The sequence below is a fragment of the Cellulomonas sp. zg-ZUI22 genome, assembly GCF_017353535.1.
Classification (GTDB): Bacteria; Actinomycetota; Actinomycetes; order Actinomycetales; family Cellulomonadaceae; genus Cellulomonas; species Cellulomonas wangleii.
Genome location: NZ_JAFMUZ010000001.1, coordinates 1275059 through 1299950, shown reverse-complemented (window position 1 = coordinate 1299950; position 24892 = coordinate 1275059). Strand labels below are relative to the sequence as shown.

The 24892-nt window shown below is 73.7% G+C and carries 24 protein-coding genes; 18 read left to right on the top strand and 6 right to left on the bottom strand.

Annotated elements, in window-relative coordinates; genetic code table 11:
- Nucleotides 1-32: 32 nt before the first annotated feature.
- From allB to J1G43_RS19585, 10 genes are all read left to right on the top strand, one after another.
- Nucleotides 33-1388: an allantoinase AllB gene (gene allB / locus J1G43_RS05915; protein ID WP_207378291.1), complete on the top strand. Its 1356-nt coding sequence runs from the start codon at nucleotides 33-35 to the stop codon at nucleotides 1386-1388.
- Nucleotides 1389-1445: 57 nt separating this feature from the next.
- A complete protein-coding gene (locus J1G43_RS05910; protein WP_242635216.1) occupies nucleotides 1446-2654 on the top strand; it encodes an alanine--glyoxylate aminotransferase family protein in 1209 nt (402 codons plus the stop codon).
- The gene (locus J1G43_RS05905; protein ID WP_207378141.1) at nucleotides 2651-3955 is read left to right on the top strand and encodes an allantoate amidohydrolase; all 1305 of its coding nucleotides are present in this window, start codon (nucleotides 2651-2653) and stop codon (nucleotides 3953-3955) included. The genes J1G43_RS05910 and J1G43_RS05905 overlap by 4 nt, the downstream gene beginning before the upstream one ends.
- Nucleotides 3952-4854: a MurR/RpiR family transcriptional regulator gene (locus J1G43_RS05900; RefSeq protein ID WP_307859488.1), complete on the top strand. Its 903-nt coding sequence runs from the start codon at nucleotides 3952-3954 to the stop codon at nucleotides 4852-4854. The genes J1G43_RS05905 and J1G43_RS05900 overlap by 4 nt, the downstream gene beginning before the upstream one ends.
- Complete coding sequence (locus J1G43_RS05895) at nucleotides 4854-5651, top strand: FAD binding domain-containing protein (protein WP_207378140.1); 798 nt, start codon at nucleotides 4854-4856, stop codon at nucleotides 5649-5651. The genes J1G43_RS05900 and J1G43_RS05895 overlap by 1 nt, the downstream gene beginning before the upstream one ends.
- Nucleotides 5648-8428 carry a molybdopterin-dependent oxidoreductase gene (locus J1G43_RS05890; RefSeq protein WP_207378139.1) on the top strand — a complete coding sequence of 927 codons (2781 nt, stop codon included), beginning with the start codon at nucleotides 5648-5650 and terminating at the stop codon, nucleotides 8426-8428. Before J1G43_RS05895 ends, J1G43_RS05890 begins: the two co-directional genes overlap by 4 nt.
- Before the next feature lie 158 nt (nucleotides 8429-8586).
- Nucleotides 8587-8745, top strand: a complete 159-nt coding sequence (locus J1G43_RS05885; RefSeq protein WP_207370206.1) for a hypothetical protein — start codon at nucleotides 8587-8589, stop codon at nucleotides 8743-8745.
- Nucleotides 8742-9374 (top strand): Fic family protein, encoded by a 633-nt coding sequence (locus J1G43_RS05880; RefSeq protein WP_207370205.1) that lies wholly within the window; start codon nucleotides 8742-8744, stop codon nucleotides 9372-9374. The genes J1G43_RS05885 and J1G43_RS05880 overlap by 4 nt, the downstream gene beginning before the upstream one ends.
- Before the next feature lie 311 nt (nucleotides 9375-9685).
- Nucleotides 9686-10309: a GyrI-like domain-containing protein gene (locus tag J1G43_RS05875; protein WP_207378138.1), complete on the top strand. Its 624-nt coding sequence runs from the start codon at nucleotides 9686-9688 to the stop codon at nucleotides 10307-10309.
- Nucleotides 10306-10833: a GNAT family N-acetyltransferase gene (locus J1G43_RS19585; RefSeq protein WP_207378137.1), complete on the top strand. Its 528-nt coding sequence runs from the start codon at nucleotides 10306-10308 to the stop codon at nucleotides 10831-10833. Before J1G43_RS05875 ends, J1G43_RS19585 begins: the two co-directional genes overlap by 4 nt.
- 27 nt (nucleotides 10834-10860) lie before the next feature.
- On the opposite strand, the gene J1G43_RS05865 is transcribed toward J1G43_RS19585, so the two are convergent.
- On the bottom strand, nucleotides 10861-11847 hold the full coding sequence (locus J1G43_RS05865) for an XdhC family protein (protein ID WP_207378136.1): 987 nt from the start codon (nucleotides 11845-11847) through the stop codon (nucleotides 10861-10863).
- 105 nt (nucleotides 11848-11952) lie between these two features.
- On the opposite strand from J1G43_RS05865, the gene J1G43_RS05860 reads away from it, so the two are divergent.
- From J1G43_RS05860 to J1G43_RS05830, 7 genes are all read left to right on the top strand, one after another.
- The gene (locus J1G43_RS05860) at nucleotides 11953-12498 is read left to right on the top strand and encodes a nucleoside deaminase (RefSeq protein WP_207339174.1); all 546 of its coding nucleotides are present in this window, start codon (nucleotides 11953-11955) and stop codon (nucleotides 12496-12498) included.
- 288 nt (nucleotides 12499-12786) lie between these two features.
- Nucleotides 12787-13851, top strand: coding sequence for an ABC transporter substrate-binding protein (locus J1G43_RS05855; RefSeq protein WP_207339175.1), 1065 nt, complete (start codon nucleotides 12787-12789; stop codon nucleotides 13849-13851).
- A gap of 7 nt (nucleotides 13852-13858) precedes the next feature.
- The gene (locus J1G43_RS05850) at nucleotides 13859-14692 is read left to right on the top strand and encodes an ABC transporter ATP-binding protein (RefSeq protein ID WP_207339176.1); all 834 of its coding nucleotides are present in this window, start codon (nucleotides 13859-13861) and stop codon (nucleotides 14690-14692) included.
- The gene (locus tag J1G43_RS19580) at nucleotides 14689-15579 is read left to right on the top strand and encodes an ABC transporter permease (protein ID WP_207339177.1); all 891 of its coding nucleotides are present in this window, start codon (nucleotides 14689-14691) and stop codon (nucleotides 15577-15579) included. The genes J1G43_RS05850 and J1G43_RS19580 overlap by 4 nt, the downstream gene beginning before the upstream one ends.
- Nucleotides 15576-16427, top strand: coding sequence for an ABC transporter permease (locus J1G43_RS05840; RefSeq protein ID WP_249670604.1), 852 nt, complete (start codon nucleotides 15576-15578; stop codon nucleotides 16425-16427). Before J1G43_RS19580 ends, J1G43_RS05840 begins: the two co-directional genes overlap by 4 nt.
- Entirely contained in the window at nucleotides 16420-16980 is a 561-nt protein-coding gene (locus J1G43_RS05835) for an NTP transferase domain-containing protein (RefSeq protein ID WP_207378135.1), read from the top strand. The genes J1G43_RS05840 and J1G43_RS05835 overlap by 8 nt, the downstream gene beginning before the upstream one ends.
- Nucleotides 16981-17058: 78 nt before the next feature.
- Nucleotides 17059-17910 carry an HAD family phosphatase gene (locus J1G43_RS05830; RefSeq protein WP_207339179.1) on the top strand — a complete coding sequence of 284 codons (852 nt, stop codon included), beginning with the start codon at nucleotides 17059-17061 and terminating at the stop codon, nucleotides 17908-17910.
- Between the two features lie 244 nt (nucleotides 17911-18154).
- On the opposite strand, the gene J1G43_RS05825 is transcribed toward J1G43_RS05830, so the two are convergent.
- Both J1G43_RS05825 and J1G43_RS05820 read right to left on the bottom strand, forming a co-directional pair.
- Nucleotides 18155-19018, bottom strand: coding sequence for a Fic family protein (locus tag J1G43_RS05825; protein WP_207378134.1), 864 nt, complete (start codon nucleotides 19016-19018; stop codon nucleotides 18155-18157).
- Nucleotides 19015-19494, bottom strand: a complete 480-nt coding sequence (locus J1G43_RS05820; RefSeq protein WP_207339181.1) for an NUDIX domain-containing protein — start codon at nucleotides 19492-19494, stop codon at nucleotides 19015-19017. Before J1G43_RS05820 ends, J1G43_RS05825 begins: the two co-directional genes overlap by 4 nt.
- 84 nt (nucleotides 19495-19578) lie before the next feature.
- Between J1G43_RS05820 and J1G43_RS05815 the strand changes: the two genes are divergently transcribed.
- Complete coding sequence (locus tag J1G43_RS05815) at nucleotides 19579-21030, top strand: NAD-dependent malic enzyme (protein WP_207378133.1); 1452 nt, start codon at nucleotides 19579-19581, stop codon at nucleotides 21028-21030.
- A 79-nt stretch (nucleotides 21031-21109) separates the two neighbouring features.
- Here J1G43_RS05815 and J1G43_RS05810 read toward each other — a convergent pair whose 3' ends face one another.
- From J1G43_RS05810 to J1G43_RS05800, 3 genes are all read right to left on the bottom strand, one after another.
- The gene (locus tag J1G43_RS05810; protein WP_207339183.1) at nucleotides 21110-22042 is read right to left on the bottom strand and encodes a carbohydrate ABC transporter permease; all 933 of its coding nucleotides are present in this window, start codon (nucleotides 22040-22042) and stop codon (nucleotides 21110-21112) included.
- Nucleotides 22039-23067: a sugar ABC transporter permease gene (locus J1G43_RS05805; protein WP_207339184.1), complete on the bottom strand. Its 1029-nt coding sequence runs from the start codon at nucleotides 23065-23067 to the stop codon at nucleotides 22039-22041. Before J1G43_RS05805 ends, J1G43_RS05810 begins: the two co-directional genes overlap by 4 nt.
- Before the next feature lie 83 nt (nucleotides 23068-23150).
- Nucleotides 23151-24803, bottom strand: a complete 1653-nt coding sequence (locus tag J1G43_RS05800) for an extracellular solute-binding protein (RefSeq protein WP_242635215.1) — start codon at nucleotides 24801-24803, stop codon at nucleotides 23151-23153.
- Nucleotides 24804-24892 lie beyond the last annotated feature (89 nt).

Here is a 24892-nt window from a genome sequence, read left to right as displayed (position 1 = left end):
CCGCGACGCCGGGGCCCGGCACCGCCGTCCGCCTGGCCGCACCCGCCCCCGGCGACCTCGTCGCCGGCGTCCGCGGCCGCCAGGTCCTCGTGGACGGGACCCTGCGCGCCGCGACCCTGCACGTCGCGGACGGCCGCATCACAGCGGTCGACGCGTACGACGCCCCGGTCGACGGGCCCGTGCTCACGGCCCCGGACCACGCCTACGTGCTGCCGGGCGTCGTGGACACGCACGTGCACGTCAACGAGCCGGGCCGCACGGCGTGGGAGGGGTTCGCCACGGCGACGCGCGCCGCGGCGCTGGGCGGTGTCACGACCCTCGTGGACATGCCGCTCAACAGCATCCCGCCCACCACCACGACGTCCGGCCTGGCCGCCAAGCGGCGCGCGGCGACGGGTCAGCTCTCGGTCGACGTGGCGCTGTGGGGCGGCGCGGTGCCCGGCAACCTGGACGACCTGCGCCCCCTGTGGGACGCGGGCGTGATGGGCTTCAAGTGCTTCCTGTCACCGTCGGGCGTCGACGAGTTCCCGCCCCTGGGACCGGCGGCGTTCGACGCCGCGCTGCGGACCGTCGCGGCGTTCGACGGGCTCGTCATCGTCCACGCCGAGGACCCGGCGGTGCTGGCGGACGCGCCCGTGCGCCCCGGCGGTGCCTACCGGGACTTCCTCGCGTCGCGTCCGCACGAGGCGGAGACCGCCGCGATCGCGCGGGTCGTCGCGGGCGCCCGGACGACCGGCTGCCGCGTGCACGTGCTGCACCTGTCGAGCGCCCGCGCGCTGGACCTGCTCGCCGACGCCCGCGCCGAGGGGCTGCCCGTGACCGTGGAGACGTGCCCGCACTACCTGACGTTCGACGCCGAGGCGATCCCCGACGCGTCGCCGGCGCACAAGTGCTGCCCGCCGATCCGTGACGCCGGCAACCGGGAGGCCCTGTGGGACGGCCTGCTCGACGGGATCATCGACGTGGTCGTCACGGACCACTCCCCCGCGACGGCGCAGGAGAAGCTGCGTGGTGACGGGGACCTGCAGCAGGCGTGGGGCGGGGTCGCCGGGCTGCAGGTCGGCTTCCAGGCGGTCGCCCACGGCGCCGCGGCCCGGGGCATCGACGTCGCCCGTGTCAGCGGCTGGATGGCCACGGGGACCGCGGACCTCGTCGGGCTGCCCCACAAGGGCCGCCTCGCACCGGGTGCCGATGCGGACGTCCTCGTGCTCGACCCGCGGGTCCCGCTGCACGTGGACGCGCACGCGCTGGCCCACCGCAACCCCATCAGCGCGTACGACGGGGTCGAGCTCTCCGCGTCGGTCACGGGCACGGTCCTGCGCGGGCGCGTCGTGGTGCGCGACGGGGCGGTGACCGCGGGCACGGGCCGCCTCCTGGGGCGTCCGTGACCCGCGGCGCACCTGGCCGAAACCTCGGTGAAACGGCCGTTTCGTAGCGTGCCGCCCATGACCCTGAACCCCCCGCACCGCCTGCTCATGGGGCCGGGCCCGATCAGCGCCGACCCGCGCGTGCTGCGCGCGATGTCCGCCCCGCTGGTCGGGCAGTTCGACCCGGTGATGACGGGGTACATGAACGCGACGCAGTACGTGTACCGCCAGGTGTTCCGCACCGCCAACGACGCGACGCTGCTGGTCGACGGCACGGCCCGCGCGGCGATCGAGGCGGCGGTCGTGTCGCTCGTCGAGCCCAGGGACCGCGTGCTCGTCCCGGTGTTCGGGCGGTTCGGCCACCTGCTCGTCGAGATCGCCCGGCGTGCGGGGGCGGTGGTCGAGACCGTCGAGGCGCCGTGGGGGCAGGTCGTCGACCCGCAGCGCATCGCCGACGCCGTGCGCGCCCACCGGCCACGCCTCGTCGCGGTCGTCCACGGAGACACCTCCACGACGATGCGTCAGCCGTTGGCCGACCTCGGCGCCGTGTGCGCCGAGCACGACGCCCTGCTGTACGTCGACGCGACCGCGTCCCTGGGCGGCAACGACCTGCGCACGGACGACTGGGGCCTCGACGTCGTCACGGCCGGGCTGCAGAAGTGCCTGGGCGGACCGTCGGGCAGTGCACCGGCCACGCTGTCGGACCGCGCGCGGGACGTCGTGCAGGCCCGACGTCACGTCGAGGAGGGCCTGCGCACGGACGACGACGAGCCGCGCGGCGCGGTCATCCGCTCGAACTACCTCGACCTCGCGCAGCTCCTCGACTACTGGGGCCCGCGGCGTCTCAACCACCACACCGAGGCCACGTCGATGCTGTACGCCGCGCACGAGTGCGCGCGCATCGTCGTCGAGGACGGGCTCGACGCGACGATCGAGCGCCACCGCGTCGCCGGGGCGGCGATGCTCGCGGGCGTGCAGGGCCTCGGGCTCGGCGTGTTCGGCGACGTCGCGCACAGGATGCACAACGTCGTCGCGGTGGAGGTCCCGCAGGGCGTCGTCGCCGACGCGGTGCGCGCCTCGATGCTCGACGACTTCGCGATCGAGATCGGCACGTCCTTCGGCCCGCTGCACGGGCGGGTGTGGCGCATCGGGACCATGGGCGTCAACGCGCGCAAGGACGCGGTGCTGACCACGCTCGCGGCGCTCGAGCACGTGCTGCGCACGCAGGGCGTGGCCGTCCCGACGGGTGGCGGCGTGACCGCCGCGCAGGAGGTGTACGCCGCGTGACGTCCGCCGCCGAGGTGCTGCGCCGCTGCGACGCGCTCGCCGCGTGCAGCGAGCACGCGGAGCACCTCGACCGCGCGCACCTGACGCCCGCGCTCGCCGCGGCGCAGGGCCTGGTCGAGGGCTGGATGGCCGCGGCCGGGCTGCGCACGTGGCGCGACCAGGCCGGCAACCTGTGCGGACGCGCCGAGGGACGCGAGCCGGGCCTGCCGGCGCTGCTGCTCGGCTCGCACCTCGACACGGTGCCCGACGCGGGCCGGTACGACGGCATGCTCGGCGTCCTGCTGGCCGTCGCCGCTGCCGAGCGGCTGCGCGACGAGGTCCCCGCGTGGCCGTGCGCGCTGGAGGTCGTCGGGTTCACCGACGAGGAGGGCGCACGCTTCGGCACCGCGCTGCTGGGGTCCCGCGCGCTCGCCGGCACCTGGGACGACGCGTGGTGGGCGCTGCGCGACGCGCACGGCACGACGCTCGAGCAGGCCGCCCGCGACTTCGGGCTCGACCCGGCGCTGGTCGGCACGGCCGCGCGTCGGCCCGACGAGCTGGTGGCCTACCTCGAGGCGCACATCGAGCAGGGCCCGCTGCTGGAGGAGGCGGACCGCTCGCTGGGCGTGGTCACGACCATCGCGGGTGCGCAGCGGTTCCGCGTCGAGGTCGTCGGGGAGGCACGGCACGCGGGTGGGACGCCGTACCCCCGGCGACGCGACGCCCTCGTCGGGGCCGCCGAGGCGATCGTGCTGATCGAGCGGACGGTGCGCGACTCGGGGGCGATCGCGACGGTCGGGCAGGTCGCCGTGGAGCCCGGCGCCGTCAACGTCATCCCGGGCCGCGCCGTGTTCTCCGTCGACCTGCGGGCCGCGACCGACGGTGAGCGCGACGCGATGCGCGCGACCCTGCTGGCCGGGATCGCCGACGTCTGCGCGGCGCGCAGCCTGACGATGCGCGTGACCGACGTGTACGAGGCCCCCGCCACCCCGTGCGCCGGCTGGTTGCGCGACGCCCTGCGCGACGGCGTCGCGACGACCGGTGACACCGACCCCCTCGACGTGTGGAGCCGGGCGGGGCATGACGGCATGGCCGTGTCCGCCGTGACGGACGTCGGCATGCTCTTCCTGCGCTGCGGCGACGGCATCAGCCACCACCCCGATGAGTCGGTGCGCGAGGTCGACGTCGCGGCAGCGCTGGACGCGCTGACGGCCGCGGCGCGGACCGTCGCGACGCGGACCGACGCAGCAGCGGCCCACGCCGCACAGGCGGACGCCGCACAGGCCGACGCCGCCCGGGCCGACGCGGAGGCACCCGCGTGACGACGACGGTCCCCGCCGTCACACCGGCACCACCCGCACCCGCCGTGCCGGCCGCGCCGCCCGCACCCGAGCTCGACGGTCTGCGCCTCGACGAGCGCGTCGTCGCCCGCTACGCGGACCTGCCGCCCCAGGAGCGCAAGGGGGCCGACGTGCTGCTCGAGCACTTCGGCGACCTCGCGACGTACTCGGCCGCCGAGCTCGCGACCCTCGCGGGGGTATCGAAGGCGACCATGAGCCGCCTGTTCCGCAGCCTGGGCTTCGACGACTTCACGCAGGTGCGCGACCACCTGCGGCGCCTGCGCGGCCACGGCCTGCCGGTGACGCTCGGTGCCGCGCCGGACCTCGACGCGCACGCCGACGCCGAGAGCGCCGCCGTGCGCGTGGCCGCGGCGAGCCTCGCGGTGCACGTGGACGCGGTCGCCGACCTGCTCGCGCACGCGCCGCGCGTCGTCGTCGTGGGCCTGCGCAACAGCTACCCCGTCGCGCTGCACCTGCGTCAGCAGCTCACGCAGGTGCGCCCGCACGTCACGCTGCTCCCGCAGCCCGGGCAGTCGTGGTCGGAGGACGTCGTCGACCTGTCCGGGCAGGACGCCGTCGTCCTGGTCGCGTTCCGCCGCCGCCCGCCGGGCGTGCGCGCGCTCGCCGAGCGGCTGCACGCCGCGGGCACCCCCGTGGTGCTGCTCGCCGACCCCACCGCGCGAGCCCTGGCGGCCCACGCGACGTGGTGGCTGGAGTGCCCGGTGCAGGCCCGCGGTGCGTTCGACTCGTACGCGGCCGCGTCGTCCGTCGTCGCCGCGCTCGCCGACGCGGTCCTGGCCCGGCGCGGACGCACGGGTGAGCAGCGCGTCGCCGCGATCGACTCGGCGTACCGCACGCTCGGAGAGGTCGAGGCACGCTGATGGACCTCGCCGTGGAGTCCCTGCGGGCCGCCCGCACGCGTGCCGACCTGCGCCTGGCGCCCGGTGAGCGCCTGCTCGCCGGCGGCACCTGGCTGTTCTCCGAGCCGCAGCCCGGGGTCACGGGCCTCGTCGACCTGACGACGCTCGGGTGGGAGCCGCTGGAGCGCACCGCCGACGGCCTGCGCGTCGCCGCGACGTGCACGGTCGAGCAGCTCGCCGCGCACGTGCCCGACCCCGCGTGGGCCGCGTGGCCGCTCGTCGGTGCCTGCGCGGACGCCCTGCTGATGTCGTTCAAGGTCCAGGGGCAGGCGACGGTCGGCGGCAACGTCGCGATGGCGCTGCCCGCCGGTGCCATGACGGCGCTGCTGGTGGCCCTCGACGCGGTCGCCGTGGTCTGGACGCCGGACGGTGGTGAGCGCCGCTCGGCCGTCGCCGACCTCGTCGTCGGCCCCGGCTGCACGACGCTGGCGCCCGGTGAGGTGCTGCGCGCGTTCGACGTGCCCGGCTACGCGCTGCGGGCGCGGGCGGCGGTGCGGCAGGTGTCGCTGACGGCCGTGGGCCGCTCGGCGTCGCTGGTCGTCGCGCGGCGCGACGCCGACGGTGGCGTGACGCTCACGGTGACCGCCGCGACGCCCCGCCCGGCCCGGTTCCGGTTCCCGTCCGTGCCGACGTCGTCGCAGGTCAGCAGGGTCCTGGAGGGGATCACGTGGTACGACGACGTGCACGGCGCCCCGGACTGGCGGCGCGCCGTGACGACCCTGCTCGCGCACGAGGTCGTCGAGGAGGTGACCGCATGAGGGTCGACGGCCAGGACGTCACCGCGACGCCCGCACCGGGCCAGTGCCTGCGCACGTTCCTGCGCCAGGAGGGGCACGTCGCGGTGAAGAAGGGCTGCGACTCCGGGGACTGCGGCGCGTGCACGGTCCTCGTCGACGGGCAGGCGCGCCACTCCTGCCTCGTGCCGGCGGCCCGCGCGCTCGACTCCGAGGTCACGACGGCCGCCGGCCTCGGCACCCCCGACGCGCTGAGCCCCGTGCAGGAGGCGTTCGTCGAGGCCCAGGGCTTCCAGTGCGGGTTCTGCACGGCCGGCATGGTCGTCACCGCGACGGCGCTGGCCGACGACGCCGGCCACGTGCACCTCGACGAGGACGGGCTGGTCCGCCGGTTCAAGGGCAACCTGTGCCGGTGCACGGGGTACCGGTCGGTGCGCGACGCGCTGGCGGGCAAGGCGAACGTCGTGCGCGACGGCGGCGTCGGGGACCCGGTGGCCGTGCCCGCGGGGCGGCGGATCGTGTGCGGGCGCGAGCCGTTCACGCTCGACGAGGTGCCGACCGGCCTCCTGCACCTGGCCGTGCTGGGCTCACCGCACGTGCACGCGCGCGTCGTCGCGATCGACACGAGCCGCGCCGAGGCGCTGCCGGGCGTGCACCTCGTGCTGACGCACCGCGACTCCCCCGACGTGCTGTTCTCGACCGGCCGCCACCAGCACCGCACGGACGACCCGGACGACACGCGCGTGCTCGACGACGTCGTGCGGTTCCACGGGCAGCGCGTCGCGGCCGTCGTCGCGGACTCGGTGGCGCTCGCCCGGGCGGCCTGCGCGCTGATCGACGTGGAGTACGAGCCGCTGCCCGCCGTCCTCGACCCGGAGGAGGCCCGCCGCCCCGGGGCCCCGCTGGTGCACGGTGACAAGGACGCCGCGGCGTCCCGCATCGCCGACCCGGCCCGCAACGTGGTGGCCGCGAGCCACGGCGAGGTCGGCGACGTGGCGGCCGCGCTGGCGGCGTCGGCGCACGTCGTGCGGGGCACGTGGCGCACGGCCCGCGTGTCGCACACGGCGCTGGAGACGCACGCGGCGGTGGGCTGGCTCGACGACGACGGCCGGCTCGTGGTCCGCACCAGCACGCAGGTGCCGTTCCTGGTGCGCGAGGAGCTGTGCCACGTGTTCGGGCTCGACCGCGAGCGCGTGCGGGTCGTCGCGGCGCGCGTCGGCGGCGGGTTCGGCGGCAAGCAGGAGGTGCTCACCGAGGACCTCGTGACCCTCGCCGTGCTGCGCACCGGACGGCCCGTGCAGTACGAGATGACCCGCGAGGACGAGCTCGCCCTGGCGCCCTGCCGGCACCCGATGCGCGTCGAGGTCACGCTGGGCGCCGACGCCGACGGGCGCCTGACCGCGATGCACCTGGACGTGCTCTCGGACACCGGCGCGTACGGCAACCACGCGCCGGGCGTGCTGTTCCACGGCATCCACGAGTCGGTCGCGCAGTACCGGTGCCCGGCCAAGCGCGTGGACGCCGAGGCCGTGTACACCCACCAGCTGCCGTCCGGCGCGTTCCGCGGGTACGGGCTGGGGCAGGTGATGTTCGGGCTGGAGTCGGCGGTCGACGAGCTGGCGCGCGAGGTGGGGATCGACCCGTTCGAGATGCGGCGGCGCAACGTCGTGCGCCCCGGCGACGTGTTCCTCGTCAACCACGCCGACACGACGACGGACCTGGGGTACGGGCTGGTCGAGCCGGGCGACGACACCCCGTCCTACGGGCTCACGCAGTGCCTCGACCTGGTTGAGGACGCACTGGCGACGACGCGGGCCGGCGACGCCGCGCTGGTGCCCATGGGTGAGCGGTGGCGCGTGGGCGAGGGCATGGCCGTCGCCATGATCGCGACCATCCCGCCGCGCGGTCACCACTCGACAGCGACCGTCTCGGTCGACGCGGACGGGCGCTACGAGGTCGCGGTCGGCACCGCCGAGTTCGGCAACGGCACGTCGACCGTGCACGTGCAGCTCGTCGCCACGGCCCTGGGCACCACGCCGGACAGGGTGCGGCTGCGGCAGTCGGACACCGACCGCGCGGGGTACGACACGGGGGCGTACGGGTCGACGGGATCGGTCGTCGCGGGGCGCGCGGTCGCGCAGGCGGCGGCGCTGCTGCGCGAGGACCTGGTGGCGGCGGCGCGCGGGATCGTCGAGGGCGCCCACGAGGCAGGGGTCGCGGCGGGTCGCGCACCGACGTCGCACGACGCCCCCGTCGTCGGACCGGACGGCGTGCGCGTCGGTGACCGGCTCGTGACGTTCGCCGAGCTCGGCCCACGATCCGCCGAGGGGTCGCACCACGGCAGCCCGCGGTCGGTCGCGTTCAACGTCCACGGGTTCCGCGTCGCCGTCGACACCGCGACGGGCACCGTGCGGGTCCTGCAGTCGGTGCAGGCCGCCGACGCCGGCGTCGTGCTGAATCCCGAGCAGCTGCGCGGCCAGATCGAGGGCGGCGTCGCGCAGGGCATCGGCTCGGCCCTGCTGGAGGAGACGGTGCTGCGCGACGGGGTCGTAATCACGCGCGCGCTCCGCGGCTACCGCGTCCCGCAGATGGCCGACGTCCCCCCGACCCGTGTCCTGCTCGCCCGCACCCGCGACGGGCTCGGCCCGCACGGTGCGAAGTCCATGAGCGAGGCCCCGTACAACCCCGTCGCACCCGCGCTGGCCAACGCGGTGCGCGATGCGCTGGGCGTGCGCCCGCACGAGATCCCGATGACGAAGGACCGGGTCTGGCGGCTGGCGCAGGGGGCATCGGCGAGGTGAGCCCCATCGGCGAGCCGGTGCGCTGAGGTCCACCCGACCTGGGCAATGCCCCTAGTTGCCGGTCCACCCTCTCGACGCGCTCGTTCATCGCGCCGTGCCGGGCCGGCATCGGCGATGGCTGCGTAACATGGCATGCCTGGCACACGGAGGAGGCGGCCATGGAGCGTCGAGTCGTCGACAAGAACGCGGTCAAGCGTTCCGCCGAGCGTTCCACCCGAGCCTCCGCCAAGCTCGAGGGCCGAGTCGTCCCGCAGGAGTTCGTTCGCTCCCCCAAGGTCGAGAAGTTCGTCGCCGCGCGCACCCGCCGCGCTTCGTGACACCGCTCGAACCCGGCTACGGCGAGACACCTCTCGACTGGGACGAGCTTGCGGCCCTCCTCCCGGACGCTCGTGACGCGCTGCCCGACCCCCCGACCAAGGCCGACGTCTACGACCTCGAACAAGCGGTCCAGACAGCCGTCACCGAGGACCTCGTCAGCACTGTCCTCGATGGGACCGTCAGCGTGGCGGACGTCATCACCGATCGCTTCCTTCGAGACCTGCACGCCCGGCTCTACGGAGACATCTGGACGTGGGGCGGCAGGCTTCGGCGATACGAGCTCAACCTTGGTGTCGCCCCGGAACAGATCGCCATGGACCTGCGGGGCTCGCTCGACGGGATCCTGTACCGGTGGCAGCGCACCTCGGACTGGAGCGCCCATCAGCTAGGGATCGCTGTCCACGCGGAGACGGTCCGGATCCACCCCTTCGCGGACGGAAACGGTCGCTCGACCCGTCTGCTGGCGGACCTCACCCTTCTCGCCGCCCAACGTGCCGATGAACCACCGGCAACCTACGACTGGGACGTCGACAAGGAGCGGTACATCGAGGCGTTGCGGCGCTACGACCAGCATCGCGATCCGACCGAACTGGCGACCATCGTCCTGAGCCGACCCATCGGCGGGTAGCCCTCCTCGCCCTCACCACCGGCCTGGGCAAGGCGACTCTGGTACCGCCACCCGACCCCAGCGCGCAGCACGTCACCGTGAAGACCGCACCCTCCGACCCAGTGCCCGCCGACCCGACCGCCCTGGTGACGAGAAGTCGAGACGATCCCGTCTCGCTGCGGCCGTCGTGACGGGCATCTGCGCACGAGAATCGTTCTGAGCATCTGCGCAGGTCAGCGGGGACAGAACTACAGTCTGCCGGGCTCCGGGGCTACGGTTCGTCGGGCTGGACGTGGTCACATGATCCGGTCGCGGACGCGGAGGTGCCCACCGTGAAGGTCGACCTCGTCAAGCAGACGCCCACGTACCGCGCGACGCGCGGCCGGTTCGACGTCGTCACGGTCCCGCCCCTGCGGTACCTCATGGTCGACGGGCACGGCGACCCGAACACGTCCGACGCGTACCGCGACGCCCTGACGTCGATCTACCCGCTCGCGTACACCCTGAAGTTCCTCAGCAAGCGTGAGCTCGACCGCGACTACGGGGTCCCGCCGCTCGAGGGCCTGTGGTGGTCCGACGACATGGCCGCGTTCACCGACCGACGCGACAAGTCCCGGTGGGACTGGACCCTGCTCAGCCTGGTGCCCGACTGGATCACCGCCGAGCACGTCGAGACCGCCCGTGCCGCCGTGGCCCGCAAGGGCAGCGCACCCCTCATCGAGGCGATCCGTGTGGACGCGCTCGACGAGGGGCTCGCGGTGCAGACCCTGCACGTCGGCCCCTACGACGCCGAGGCCCCGGTGCTCGACGCGATGCACCACGAGTTCCTCCCCGCCCACGGCCTACGCCCGACGGGCACGCACCACGAGATCTACCTGAGCGACGCCCGCCGCACCGCACCCGAACGCCTGCGCACGATCCTGCGTCAGCCGGTCGCACCGGTCGAGGCATCGTGACGGAGCCGTCGACGCCCCCGGCGACCGTCCCCCACGTCCGCGACGCCCGGCCCGCGGACGTCGCGGCGATCTGCGCGTTCGGCCAGGAGCACGTCCGCGCGCACTACGCGCCGCTCATCGGCGACGAGGCGGCCGACGCGCAGGTCCGCGACTGGTGGAACCCGAGCTACGTCGCCGCCGGGGTCGAGGCCAGCTGCGTGGTGGTCGCCGACGTCGGCGGTGCGTGCGTGGGCGTCGGCCAGCGCGGGCGGTACGGTGCCGACCACGTCGTGTACAAGCTGTACGTCGACCCGGCGTTCCGGGGCCACGGGCTCGGGCCACGGCTCATCGACGGCCTCGTCCGCCGGCTGCCACCCGAAGTCACCGACCTGTGCGTCGAGCACGTCGCCGCGAACGCCCGGGCGGCGGCCTTCTACGAGCGCGAGGGCTTCACGGTGGAGCGCATCGACCCGAACCCGTCGGGCAACCGGGCCCTCGACGTCGTCTGGCGCCGCCGCCGCCTGACAGCCGACCCCTTGCGCTGAGCCCGGTCCCGCGGGCGGCACGGCGGGTCAGCGGCCGTGGACCGGACCGGTCGTCGTCGACAAGGACCGGCCGGTCGCGCCGTGCCGGGTCATCACGACCTCCGCCAGGATCGACAGCGCCGTCTCTTCCGGCGTCGACCCGCCCAGGTCCAGGCCGATCGGCGAGCGGAGCCGCGCGAGCGCCGCACCGCGCACCCCGGCCGTCCGCAGCGCGTCGACGCGTCGGGCGTGCGTCGTGCGCGAGCCCATCGCCCCGACGTACCGGGCCGGCGAGGCCAACGCCGTCGCCAGCGTCGGGACGTCGACGCGCTGGTCGTGGGTCAGGACGACGACCGCGTGCGTGGACGTCAGCGGGTGCGCCGCGAGCCAGCGGTCGGGCCAGTCGCGGACGACGGCGTACGCGTCGGGGAAGCGTTCCTTGGTCGCGAACAACGGGCGCTGGTCGAGCACGGTCACGGCGTACCCGCACGCCGCGGCGAGGTGCGTGAGCGCGACGGCGTGCTCGCCCGCGCCGACGACGAGGAGCGGCTGCGCGGCCGGCGTCCGCAGCGTGACCAGCGGCTCGGCGGTCGCGGCACGGCCGTCGTCAGCAGGCTCCGGGCACCCCACCTCGGCGGTCCACGCGTCGCCGTCGGCGTCGAGCGCGATCCACGCGTCCAGGCCCTCGGCGGCCCGGCGCACCTGGTGCAGCGCACCGGCCGGCAGCGCGGACACCTCGTGGACCAGCACGGTGATCGTGCCGCCGCACATGATCCCCGGCTCCCCCAGGTCGTCGCCGATCCCGTACGACGTGACGTGGGCGGGTCCGCCGTCGAGCACCGCCCGGCACCGCTCGACGAGGTCCGCCTCCACGCACCCGCCCGACACGCTGCCCGCCACGGTGCCGTCCGACCCGACGACGAACGAGGCGCCCACGGCCCGCGGTGCGCTGCCCTCGACGCGCACGAGCGTCGCCGCCGCGACGCGCTGACCGGCGTCGAGGCGGCGGCAGATCTCCGCGGCCTGGTCGAGCATGCCCGCGACGCTACGAAATGAATGTTTCGAGAACCGGCGCGCGGGGGTAACGGCACCGAAACAGCCGAGTCGGACGATCGGCGCAGGACAACGAGAGGACCTGCCATGTCGATCGTCGTGGACCCCGTCGCCGGCACCGCGCACCACGCCGCCTCTCCTCCGGGAGTCGACGCGCGGACCGACGCCGACGCCCGCTGGCTGGCGCGCGCCGTCGAGCTCGCCACCGCGAACGTCTCCGAGGGCGGTGGCCCGTTCGGTGCTGTCGTCGTGGCCGACGGCGTCGAGGTCGCCGTCGGGCAGAACCGGGTGACCCGGGACCTGGACCCCACCGCGCACGCCGAGGTCCAGGCCATCAGGGCCGCGTGCCGGGCCACGGGGACGTTCGCGCTGGACGGCATGACGCTCTACACGTCGTGCGAGCCGTGCCCCCTGTGCCTGGCGGCGTGCCTGTGGGCCCGGCTCGACCGCGTCGTCTTCAGCGCGGACCGCCAGGACGCCGCCCGGGGCGGGTTCGACGACTCCGCGTTCTACGAGCTGTTCGCCCGCGACCGCGCGACCTGGGACCGCACCCGGGTCGTCGCCCGGCGCGTGCCCGGGTCCACCGACCCCTTCGACGCGTGGCTGGCGCACACGGCACGCACGGCGTACTGAGCGCTGCGTACCGCGCGCCGGGCCGGGGCGAGAGCCCGAGACCGAACCGTGACCCCGGGCGGGTGCACGTTTACACCCGGGACACAGGGCCGCACCCGGCGCGACACGACCCGTCCGTAGCGTCACGGCCCGCAACGTCTGTTTCACAACGTCTGCTTCACGACCTCTGCTTCACGACGTCCGTCCCACGGCGTCGGCTTCACCGCTCGTCCCCCGCCGTGCCGGCGAGCAGCGATCGCACGGTGCCACTGCGCGAACCCCCTCGCGCCCGTTCCCGATGGAGTGCCGATGACCCTCCCCCTGCGCCCCCGCCGCACCCGCGGTGCCCGCCTGGCCGCCGCCGGCGCCGCCCTCGCGCTCGTGCTGGCCGCCTGCTCCTCGGGCGCCGACGCCGAGCCGGCCGACGACGACGAGAGCACCGACCTCGGCGCGATCACGGTCCAGCTCTCCTGGATCAAGAACGCCGAGTTCGCCGGTGAGTTCTTCGCCGACAGCAAGGGCTACTTCGCCGACGCCGGCTTCTCCTCGGTCACGCTCAACGCGGGTCCGGGCGCGACCGAGTCGATCGTGCTGTCGGGCGGGGCGGACTTCGGGCTGTCCAACGCCGTGTCGGTGGGCCAGGTCGTCGCGGAGGAGGACGCACCGCTGAAGATCGTCGGGACGACGTTCCAGAAGAACCCGTTCACGATCCTGTCCCTGAAGGACGGCGGCGACATCGCGACGCCGGACGACCTCAAGGGCAAGCGGATCGGCGTCCAGGCCGGGCCGAACGAGGCGCTGTTCGACGCCCTGCTCGCGATCAACGAGATCGACCCGTCGGAGGTCACCAAGGTCCCCGTCGAGTACGACCCGTCCCCGCTCGTCAACGGGGAGGTCGACGGCTTCCTGGCCTACGTCACCAACGAGTCGATCACGGTCGAGTCCGAGGGCCACCCGGTGACCAACCTGCTCTTCGCGGACAACGGCCTGCCGTTCGTCGCCGAGTCCGTCGTGACGACCGACGAGATGATCGCGAACGAGCCGGAGAAGGTGAAGGCGTTCCTCGAGGCCGAGATCCGGGGCTGGAAGGACGCCGTCGCCGACCCGGAGGAGGGCGCGCGCCTGGCTGTCGAGGAGTACGGCGCCGACCTCGAGCTCGACCTGGAGAAGGAGATCGCGCAGGCGACGATCCAGATCGACCTCATCGTCACCGACGAGACGAAGAAGAACGGGCTCTTCACCATCTCCGACGACCTGATCGCGCAGAACCTCACGACGCTCGCCGCGGCCGGCATCGAGCTGGAGGCCGAGGACCTGTTCGACCTGTCCCTGCTGACGGAGCTGCTCGAGGAGCAGCCCGACCTCGCGAAGTGAGGCGTCCGTGACGGATGTGCAGCACGACGCCGGTGCCCGGCGGACCCCCGCGGGTTCGCTGGGCACCGGTGTGCGCCTCGACGGCCTGGGCAAGACGTTCACGTCCGGCCGTCGCCACGTCACCGCGCTGCAGGACACGACCCTGTTCACCGACAAGGGCAGCTTCCTGTCGCTGCTCGGGCCGTCGGGCTGCGGCAAGTCGACGATCCTGCGGATCCTGGCCGGGCTGGAGGAGCCCACGACGGGCTCCGCGCTCGTCGAGGGGCGCACCCCGGTGGAGCTGCGCGCGGAGCACGCGCTCGGCATCGCGTTCCAGGACTCCGCGCTGCTGCCGTGGCGCAGCGTGGTGGCCAACATCCGGCTGCCGTTCGAGGTCGCCGGCACCCCCGTGGACGACGCCCTGGTCGCCGATCTCGTGCGGCTGGTGGGCCTCGAGGGCTTCGAGAAGGCCAAGCCCGCGCAGCTCTCGGGGGGCATGCGCCAGCGCGTGTCCATCGCCCGGGCGCTGGTGGTGCAGCCCTCGGTGCTGCTGCTCGACGAACCGTTCGGGGCGCTGGACGACATGACCCGCCAGCGCCTCAACCTCGAGCTGCTGCGCATCTGGACCGAGAAGCCTGCGACCACGCTCATGGTCACCCACGGCATCGGCGAGGCGATCTTCCTGTCCGACCAGGTCGCGGTCATGAGCCCGCGACCTGGCCGGGTCAAGGAGGTCCTGCAGGTCGACCTGCCCCGACCGCGCACGCCGGAGATGATGCGGACGCCGGAGTTCCACGCCCTGCACGACCACGCGTCCGAGCTGCTGTTCGGCGGTGCCGCGGCGCCGGAGGGCGCGGCGTGAGCGCCGCCGCGGACGTCGCACCCGGTGACGCGGGGGGCGGCACGACGACCGGCACCGTCCCGGGTGGCGCACCCGCCGCCGGCACCGGTGCGCGGCGGCTCGCGGGCCTCGGCCGCCGGGCCGCCCCCGGCGCGGCCGGCGTCCTCGGCATCGTCGCAGTCTGGTGGCTCGCCGCCGTCACCGTGCTCGCCGACAGCACCCTGCCCACGCCGGTGGGCGTGCTGCAGGGCTTCGCGGCGGACGGCGTGGGCTTCTACGTGACGCACCTGTCCGTCACGCTCCAGGAGGCCGTGCGGGGCTTCGCGGTCGGCAACGGCCTGGCCCTCTTCCTCGCGTCGCTGGTGCTCCTCGTGCCCGCGCTCGAGCGGCTGATCATGCAGGTCGCGGTCATCAGCTACTGCCTGCCGCTCGTCGCGATCACCCCGATCCTCTACATCGTCATCGGCCCGCCACCGTCCGGTGAGCCGTCCGGCACCGCCGTCGTGCTCGCCGCGCTGTCGGTCTTCTTCACCACCGTCGTGGGCGCCGTGCTCGGCTTCCGGTCCGCGGACCCCGCGAGCCTCGACGTCGTCACCGTCTTCGGCGGTGGGCGCTGGCAGCAGCTGGTCCGCGTGCGTCTGGTCGCGGCGCTGCCCGGCATCATCGGCGCCCTGCAGATCGCCGCCCCCGCGGCACTGCTCGGCGCGATCCTCGGCGAGTACATCGGCGGTGTGGACCGCGGCGTCGGACCGGCGCTCGTCAACGCCGGTCAGTCGCTGAACGCCGAGCGCGCCTGGGGCATCGCCCTGGTGTGCGGCCTGGTTGCCGGGGCGGGCTACGGCCTGTTCGCGCTGCTCGCTCGCCTCGTCACGCCCTGGGCCGGGGGACGCGACGGGGGTGCGTCGTGAGCGCCCCGGTCACCGCGCCCGTGGCGCCCGAGCAGCCGGTGCGGGCCGGTGCCCACCCGGCGTGGCGCCGCGCGGGCCGCGTGCTGCTCGACGCGACCGCGACCACCGTCGTCGTGCTGGTCGCGTGGGTGGCGCTGCTGACGGTGCTCAACGTGTCGCCGTACGTCGGCAAGGGGCCTGCGGAGGTGTGGGAGTACCTGGTGAGCGACCCCGACGCGCTCGAGAGCCGCACCGAGGTGCTGGCGCTCCTGGGGCGCACGCTCACCGACGCGTCGATCGGCTTCGTCACCGGCATGACCGCCGCGCTCCTGCTGGCCGCCGCCATGGTGCTCTCGCGCACGGCGGAGGGCGCGATCATGCCCGTCGCGATGCTCTTCCGGTCGGTGCCGCTGATCGCGCTGGCGCCGGTGATCGTCCTGCTCGTCGGGCGGGGCGTGGCGTCGGTCGCGGTCATGAGCGGCATCGTCGTGCTCTTCCCGGCGCTCGTGACGATCGTGCTGGGGCTGCGCTCGGCGTCGCCGCAGATGCGTGACGTCGTGACGGTGCTGGGCGGTGGCCCGCGCACGGTGCTGCGGCTCGTGCAGCTGCCCGCGGCACTGCCGGCCGTGTTCGCGGCCGTGCGGATCTCCGTGCCCGGGGCGATCACCGGTGCCCTGATCGCCGAGTGGCTGGCCACGGGCGGGGGCATCGGCTACGGCGTCGTGTCGGCGGTCGGCCGGGCGCAGAACACCAAGGTGTGGGCGCTGGTGGTCGTCGTGACCGTCGCGTCGCTGGTGCTCTACACGCTCGCCCAGCTGCTGGAGCAGTGGGTCCTGTCGCGGTTCGGACCGGCGGCGGGGCGTGCCTGAGCACCTGCTCGGGCTCGTCCTGGCCGCCGGGGCCGGCACCCGCATGGGCCGGCCCAAGGCGCTGTGCGCCACCGACGGCGTGCCGTGGCTGCACCGGGCCGCGGACGCGCTGCGCGGTGGCGGGTGCGCGGGCGTGCGCGTCGTGCTCGGGGCGGCCGCCGACGAGGCCCGCGCGCTCGTGCCGACGGGCACCGACGCCGTCGTCGCCGACGACTGGGCGCGCGGCATGGGGGCGTCGCTCGCCGCGGGGCTGGCCGGCCTGGACGACTCCCCCGCCACGGCGGTCGTCGTCACCCTGGTCGACCTGCCGGACCTCGACGCGCGCGCCGTGTCCCGGGTGGCCGCCGGACCCGTCGGTCCGGGCGACCTGCGTCGCGCCACCTTCGCGGGCGCACCCGGGCACCCGGTGCTCCTCGGTCGGGACCACTGGGCGGCCCTGCGCCAGGCGCTCGACGGCGACACCGGTGCCCGCGACTACCTGCGCACCCATCCGCCGGTGGCGGTCGACTGCACGGGCCTGCCCGGCGGGACGGACCGCGACACCCCCGACTGAGCGCGCGACCGGCGCCTGTCGGTCCCTCCCGCTACGCTCGCGCAGGTCAGGGTCCTCGTCCCCGAGCCGCGGAGCGTCATGGCCGACCAGCAGCCCGCCGACCCGTCGCGCGGCGCGCCGCCACGCAGCGGGCAGCCGCGCGCGCAGCACGCACGGCCGGCCGCCTTCTTCGACCTCGACAAGACGATCATCGCGACGTCGTCGGCGACGGCCTTCTCCCGCGGCTTCCTCGCCGAGGGTCTGCTGACGCGCCGCTCGGTCGTCGCGTCGGCGTACGCGCAGCTCGCGTACCTGCTGGGCGGTGCCGACGAGGCCGCGACGGAGCGCCTGCGGGCGCAGCTGTCGCGCACCGTGGTGGGCTGGGACGTGGACCTCGTGTCGGCGGTGGTGCGCCAGACCCTGCACGAGTCCATCGACCCCACGGTGTACGCGGAGGCGGTCGAGCTCATCAACGCCCACCGGGCCGCCGGGCGCGACGTCGTCGTCGTGTCGGCATCCGGCGCCGAGGTCGTCGAGCCGATCGCCGAGATGCTCGGTGCGGACGCCGTCGTCGCGACGCGCATGGCCGTGGCCGACGGCCGGTACACCGGGGAGATCGACTTCTACGCCTACGGCGAGAACAAGGCCGTCGCGATCCGGGAGCTGGCGGCGACCCGGGGCTACGACCTGACCACGAGCTTCGCGTACTCGGACTCGGTGACGGACGTCCCCATGCTCGCGGCCGTCGGGCGGGCGCACGTCGTCAACCCCGACCGCGCGCTGCGCCGGATCGCCGAGGAGCGCGGCTGGGAGGTGCTCGCCTTCCGCCGCCCCGTGCCGCTGCGCCGGCTCGACACGCAGGTGCGCGTGACCACCGGCGCCGTCCTCACGGTGCTCGCGGCGGCCGCCGTCACGGTGTGGTGGTGGCGCCGACGACGGCGTCCCGCGTGACGGTCCGCCGTTCTCACCATGCGACCCGGAAGCACCGATGACCTGCGAGGACACCCGTGGGAGTTGCAGCGGCTCCGTGCGCGGGTATAGGACACCACCTGCAGGGCCGCGGGAGCACCCACGCGCAGGAACGCCCCCCTAGGGCGGGTCGACCGGGCTGGTCCCGGAGCGACCGAGAGGTTGCACGCATGATCACTCCCGCGGTCCTCGCTCACGGCGACGGACCCGCCGCCCCCGACGTCGCTCAGGGGCCCGACGGACCCGCCGCCCGGCGCCCCGCCAGCACCTCGTCCGCGACGCCCCGCGCGACCTGCGCGCCCCGCACCACGGCCCCGGCGTACGCCACGACCCAGGCCGCGACCGCATCGGGGTCGCCCGCCGCGTAGCGCGCCGCACCTGCGAGGTACACCGGCGGCGCCTCCTGCCACACCACCTCCGGCAGCACCGTCCCCGTGGGGTCCAGGCCCGTGCGCACGGCCAGCAGTCGCGCCGCCGCGCGAGCGACCACGCCGTTGGCCGCGGCGAACGGCCGGACGGCCAGCAGCTCGCCGTGCACGACCGCCACCACCACGAGCGCGGGCGCCCGGGTGGCACCGGCGTCGGCGAGCACGGCGGCGGTCCGGGCCACCGCCTGGTCCGCCGACGGCGCCGTGCCCAGACCGCGCAGGTCGCCCGGGGGTCCGGTGCGCGGCCTGCCCACCAGGTCCGCCGGCAGCAGGTCCGCCGCCGCGGCGGCGTGCAGCCGCGCGAGCAGCTGCGGCAGGGGCGCGCCCGGGGCACCGCCGCGGGCCCCCAGCGCGGGCAGCTGCGACTCCACGACACCCTGCGCCCGCAACGCACCCGCGGCGACAGCCTCCGCGCCGCCCGTCGGCGCCGCCGTCCCGGTGGCCCACGCCCGCACGGCCTCCACGCCGACCGGCGCACCGTCCAGCGCCGCCGACGCCGCCGCGGCACGCAGACCGGCCTCGGCCCGCACCTCGCGCCACCGCCGCCGGAAGGCCTCGTGCCAGCGCAGCTCCTCGCACGCCGCGCGCGCCGCGGCCACGGCGTCGGTCACGCCGGGCAGGTCGACCAGGCCCGCGAGCGGGTCGCCCCCCGGACGGCTCACGCCGTGAACTCGGCCTCGCCCCGCGCCGGCAGCGCCGCCGCCACACGCGAGACCATGTCCGGCGCCATGGGCGGCAGGTCGTCCAGGTCGAACCAGCGCGCGTCCGTGTTCTCACCGTCCGCGGGGAACGGCTCGCCCGACACCCAGCGGCAGCGGAACGTCAGGTCGAGGTACTGCGACCGGTCACCGTTCTCGTACACCACCGGCCCCACGACGCTGACCTGCGCGAGCCGCTGCGCCGTGGCCACGACGTCGGCCTCCTCGAGCACCTCGCGCACGGCCGCGGCCGCGGGCTCCTCACCCGGGTCGACGATGCCCGTCACGGGCGTCCACTCACCGGTGTCGGCGCGCCGCACCAGCAGGAGGCGGGGGCGGGGGCCGTCCTCCCGCAGCACCACGGCGGTGGCCCCGGGCAGCCAGAGCAGCTGGTGCCCGACGCGTTCACGCAGGGCCAGGACGAACGGCGGGGTCGGCACGCGACGATGCTAGCGGCGTGGCGACCCGGCACGGTCCGGCGTGGCCGGAGGCGCTGCGGGCACCTGCACGTCCACAATGTCCGCATGGTCCTCGCGCCCTCCGTCTCGTCGTCCATCACCGCCCGTCTGGAGGTCCGCGCCCGCCCGACGGCGGTCTCCGACCTCACCACCGCGATCGAGCGCTCCGGGGGGATCGTCACCGCGCTGGACGTCACGGCGTCCTTCCACGAGACGATGACCGTCGACGTCACGTGCGCCACCCGCGACGCCGACCACGCCGCGGACGTCGTCCAGGCTCTCGACGAGCTCGAGGGCGTGGTGGTGCAGCGGGTGTCCGACCGCACGTTCCTCATGCACCTGGGCGGCAAGCTGTCGATCGAGTCCAAGGTGCCGCTGCGCAACCGCGACGACCTGTCGATGGCGTACACGCCCGGCGTCGCGCGCGTGTGCCGCGCGATCGCGGACCACCCCGAGGACGCCCGGCGCCTGACCATCAAGCGCAACACCATCGCGGTGGTCACCGACGGCACCGCCGTGCTCGGCCTCGGCGACATCGGCCCGCTGGCGGCGCTGCCCGTGATGGAGGGCAAGGCCGTGCTGTTCAAGCGGTTCGCCGGCATCGACGCGTTCCCGATCTGCCTCGACACGACCGACGTGGACCGCATCGTGGAGACGGTGGTGGCGATCGCGCCCGCCTTCGCCGGCATCAACCTCGAGGACATCTCCGCACCGCGGTGCTTCGAGATCGAGCGCCGCCTGCGTGAGCGCCTGGACATCCCGGTCTTCCACGACGACCAGCACGGCACGGCCATCGTCGTCGTCGCCGCGCTGCACAACGCGCTGCAGGTGGTCGGCAAGCGGATCGGTGAGGTCCGCGTGGTCATGTCCGGCGCGGGCGCGGCGGGCACGGCCGTCCTGCGGCTGCTGCTGGCCGCCGGGGTGCGCGACGTCGTCGTCGCCGACGTCGACGGGGTCGTGCATCACGCCCGCCCCGGGCTGAGCCCGTCGCTGCGCTGGACCGCGGAGGCCACCAACCACCGGGGCCTGACCGGCGCGCTGCGTGACGCGGTCGTCGGCGCCGACGTCTTCATCGGCCTGTCGGCGCCCGACGTCATCACCGGGGACGACGTGGCTCGCATGGCCCGCGACGCCATCGTGTTCGCGCTGGCCAACCCCCGCCCCGAGGTGGACCCCGACGACGCGGCACGCCACGCGGCCGTCGTCGGCACGGGCCGCTCCGACTTCGCCAACCAGATCAACAACGTGCTGGCGTTCCCCGGCGTCTTCCGCGGCCTGCTCGACGCGCAGTCCCGCACCGTCACGGAGTCGATGCTGCTCGCCGCGGCGTACGCGCTGGCGTCGGTCGTCCACCCGGACGAGCTCAACCCCACGTACATCGTTCCCAGCGTCTTCAACGCCGAGGCGACCTCGGCCGTGGCGGCGGCGGTGCGGCAGGCGGCAGAGGCGGAGCAGGGGCACGCCGGCCCGCGTCCCGAGACCGGTGAGATCGCCGCGGTCCGCCTGCGCACGACCTGACGGGAGCCGCGGCCCGCGCGCCCCGGGCACGCGGACGGGCCCCGCTCCGGTCGTCCGGAGCGGGGCCCGCCGTCGTCGGTCAGCCCTTGACGGAGCCGAGCATGATGCCGGACACGAAGTACCGCTGCACGAACGGGTAGATGCACAGCACGGGGATGATCGTGAGGATCATCGTGACCGCCTGGATGTTCGCCGCGATCTCCGACGTGCTGGACCCGGAGGCCGCCGCGCCCTGGGAGGCGGTCGACGAGGCACCCGCAATCATGTTGCGCAGGTACAGCGTCACCGGGAACAGCTCCTGCTTGTCGAGGTACAGGAAGGCCGCGAACCAGTCGTTCCAGATCGCCACCGAGTAGAAGAGGATCATCGTCGCGATGACCGCCTTCGACAGCGGCAGCACGATCCGCCGGAAGATCCCCCACCAGCCGAGCCCGTCGATCTGCGCGGCCTCCTCGAGCTCCGTGGGCATGTTCTCGAAGAACGACTTCATGACGAGGAGGTTGAACACCGAGATCGCTCCCGGGAGCACCACCGCCCACATCGTGTTCTTCAGCCCGAGGGTCTGGATGAGCACGTAGTTCGGGATGAGCCCGCCGTTGAAGAACATCGTGAACACGGCGATGCCGATGAGGATGTTCCGCCCGCGCAGTGCCCGCCTCGCGAGCACGTAGGCGAGCAGCGTCGTCAGCACCATGGCGATCGTCGTGCCGACGAGCGTGTAGACGACGGTGTTCTTGTACGACGACCAGAACAGGTCGTTCGCGATGACCACCTTGTAGGTGGTCAGGTTGAAGCCGACGGGCCAGACGTTGACCATGCCGGCCTTGACCGCGCCGGCACTGCTGAACGACTGCGCCAGCACCGTGACGAACGGGTACAGCATGAACCCGCACAGCACCACGAGGAACGTGCCGTTGAACCACGTGAACGCCTTGTAGCTCTTCGAGTCGCGCGGCCCGACGGACACACCGCCGCCGGCCGACGGCGTCGACGTGAGTGCGCTCTGGGTCACCACAGGCTTGCTCCTACCACTCGGCGCGACACGAAGTTCGCGGTGAGGATCATCACGAGGCCGATGATCGCCTGGAACAGTCCGATGGCCGTCGCGTAGCTGAAGTTGTTGGCAACCAGACCCACGCGGTAGAGGTACGTCGAGACGACGTCACCCGTGGCGTAGGTCAGCGGGTTGTACAGGAGCAGGACCTTCTCGAACCCGACGTTGAGGAACAGCCCGATGTTGAGGATGAGCAGCGTGATCATCGTCGGGCGGATGCCCGGCAGCGTGATGTGCCAGGTCTGGCGCCACCGGTTGGCGCCGTCGATCCGGGCCGCCTCGTAGAGCGAGGCGTCGACCGTGGTGAGGGCCGCGAGGTAGAGGATCGTGCCCCAGCCGACGGTCTGCCAGACCTCGGAGGTGACGTACACGGTGCGGAACCACTCGGCACGCTGCAGGAACGGGATGGCCTCCCCGCCCATCGCCTCGATGATCTGGTTGACCGTGCCCTGCAGCGACAGGAGCTGCATGAGCATGCCGACCACGATGACGACAGAGAGGAAGTGCGGCAGGTAGGAGATCGACTGGATGACTCGCTTGAACGCCTTCTTGCGCACCTCGTTGAGCAGGAGCGCGAGGACGATCGGCAGGGGGAAGCAGAAGATCAGGGTGAGCCCACCGAGGATCACCGTGTTGCCGAAGACGTTCCAGAAGTTGGGGTCGTTGAGGAACAGCTCGACGTAGCGCATCCCGACCCATTCGTCGCCGAAGATGCTGCCACCCGCCCGGAACCGCCGGAAGGCGATGATGTTGCCGAACATCGGCACGTACCGGAACACCAGCAGGAACAGCACCGGTACCAGCGCCATCGCGTAGAGCACCCAGTCGCGGCGCATGGTGTGCCGCCACCCGATCTTCCGCACGGGAGGCCGTGCGTCCTTCTTGCCGGGGTCCTGACCGTCCCTCGACGGGGAGGTCGTCCCCGAGGGTGGCACCGGGACCGTGGTCGCGAGTGCGTCACCCGTCGCGTGAGCAGCGCTCATCTCTCACTCCTTCGTGAGCGGTTCGGTGGTACGGCGGGCCGGCCCCGTGAGGGACCGGCCCGCCGCACCTCGTCGAGCGTCGGTCAGCTGTTCTCGGCGCGCTCACGAGCGCCGTTGATCAGGTCCATGTAGCCCGACAGGCCCTGGCCCTCGAGCCCGGACACGTAGGCGTCCCACTCCGAGAGGTCCTTCTGGCCGAGGATGAACCCGAGGGTCGCCGTGTCCACCGTGTCCTTGAGCGGGGTGCTCAGCAGCGAGGCCTGCTCGAGCTCGACCTCGTCGAGCGGGTGCGGCGGGAACGGGTCCCGCGGCGTGCGCGTCGACTGCACCGAGTCGATGTACTCGACGAACGCCGGGACGTTGTAGGACTCCTTGAGCGCGCGCGACTCGGTCGACCCGGCGAAGACGTCGTTGGCGTAACCGAGGTCCTTCTTGAGGTCGATCGTGCCGGACGGGTTCAGGTTGAGGTTCGTGAGCTTGAAGTCGGGCTCGAGGGTGTACTTGCCCTCGGCGTCCTTGGTGTAGTGCTCGCCCTCGACACCCCACTGGATGAGCTCGCGCGCCTCCGGGTTGTAGTAGAGCCAGTCCGTGAACGCGAGCAGGTCGCAGAAGTTCGGGTCGTTCACCGCGTCCTTGGTGAGCATGAACCCGTTCCAGAAGTTGCGCGGCTCGACGAAGTCGCCGGCCGGACCGGCCGGGGGCGCGATCTGGACGAGCTCGTAGTCCGTGACACCTGCGGCGTCGAGCGCCGTCGCGAACTCCTGGACGGTCCACGAGCCACCCGAAGCCGCGAAGACCTTCTCCTCCGCGAACTTCTCGGTCACCGTGCCGCCGCCGTCGTCGGCAGCCGTGAAGGACTCGCTGTCGAGCAGCCCGGCCTCGTTGAGCCCGGCGAAGTACGTGACCATGTCCTTGTAGCCGTCGGTCGTGGCGGCGTACACGAACTCGCCCTTGTCCTCGTCCCACCAGGCGCCGTCGCCGAAGCCCCAGCCACCGACCGTGCCGAAGGCGTGGGCCGCGTAGTTGATCATCGACTGGCCCTCGAAGCCGTCGGCCAGCGGCGTGCTGTCCGGGTACTTGGCCTTGATGAGCTCCATGCCCTTCTGGAGGTCCTCCCAGGTCTCGGGCGCCGGGGCGCCGACCTCGTCGAAGACGTCCTTGCGGATGATCAGCGTGAAGGTCGGGACGGAGACCTCCTGGAGACCCGGCGTCATGTAGTACTTGCCGTCCTCCTGCCGGAGGTCGTCGACCATGTCGCGCAGGTCCCACTCGTCCACGTACTTCTGGAAGTTGGGCATGTAGTCGGCGTAGTCGCTCAGCGGCACCACGGCGCCGGAGGCCGCGAACTGGCGCTCCTCACCCGTGTACACGAGCGGGATGATCTGGGGCGCGTCACCGGCGCTGATCAGGAGGCTGCGCTTCTCGGTCGCGTCGCTGAACGGGATGTTCGTCAGGTTGAGCTTGACGTTCGTCCGCTCCTCGATCTCGTCGAAGAACTCCCAGCTGTCCGTGATCGGGAAGTCGGCCCAGTCGGTCCAGAGCAGCGAGAACTCGCGCGGCTCCGCGGCCTTCCACGGCTTGTCCGCGACCGCCTCGGTCGAGCACTCGAGGTCCTTGGCCTCACCGTCGGCGGTGGCCTCCCCGCCGTCCCCGCTGCCGCAGGCGGCGAGCGCGAGCGCACCCACCAGCGTCAGCGCACCGGCCGCACGCGCCGATCGCGTCCGCCGTCCTGCCATATGTCCCGCACGTGCCATCAGGGCTCTCCTCTTCGAGATCCGGTCCCAGGCGACGACCCGGGCGTTGGAGCAGGGAAAAACGACACCGC

What these genes read in the sequence shown, in the direction of transcription:
- J1G43_RS05910 (WP_242635216.1), top strand. Translation starts at nt 1,446, where the DNA reads ATGACCCTGAACCCCCCGCACCGCCTGCTCATGGGGCCGGGCCCGATC.
- J1G43_RS05895 (WP_207378140.1), top strand. Translation starts at nt 4,854, where the DNA reads ATGGACCTCGCCGTGGAGTCCCTGCGGGCCGCCCGCACGCGTGCCGAC.
- J1G43_RS05890 (WP_207378139.1), top strand. Translation starts at nt 5,648, where the DNA reads ATGAGGGTCGACGGCCAGGACGTCACCGCGACGCCCGCACCGGGCCAG.
- J1G43_RS05885 (WP_207370206.1), top strand. Translation starts at nt 8,587, where the DNA reads ATGGAGCGTCGAGTCGTCGACAAGAACGCGGTCAAGCGTTCCGCCGAG.
- J1G43_RS05865 (WP_207378136.1), bottom strand. Translation starts at nt 11,847, where the DNA reads ATGCTCGACCAGGCCGCGGAGATCTGCCGCCGCCTCGACGCCGGTCAG.
- J1G43_RS05860 (WP_207339174.1), top strand. Translation starts at nt 11,953, where the DNA reads ATGTCGATCGTCGTGGACCCCGTCGCCGGCACCGCGCACCACGCCGCC.
- J1G43_RS05855 (WP_207339175.1), top strand. Translation starts at nt 12,787, where the DNA reads ATGACCCTCCCCCTGCGCCCCCGCCGCACCCGCGGTGCCCGCCTGGCC.
- J1G43_RS05830 (WP_207339179.1), top strand. Translation starts at nt 17,059, where the DNA reads ATGGCCGACCAGCAGCCCGCCGACCCGTCGCGCGGCGCGCCGCCACGC.
- J1G43_RS05815 (WP_207378133.1), top strand. Translation starts at nt 19,579, where the DNA reads ATGGTCCTCGCGCCCTCCGTCTCGTCGTCCATCACCGCCCGTCTGGAG.
- J1G43_RS05805 (WP_207339184.1), bottom strand. Translation starts at nt 23,067, where the DNA reads ATGAGCGCTGCTCACGCGACGGGTGACGCACTCGCGACCACGGTCCCG.
- J1G43_RS05800 (WP_242635215.1), bottom strand. Translation starts at nt 24,803, where the DNA reads ATGGCAGGACGGCGGACGCGATCGGCGCGTGCGGCCGGTGCGCTGACG.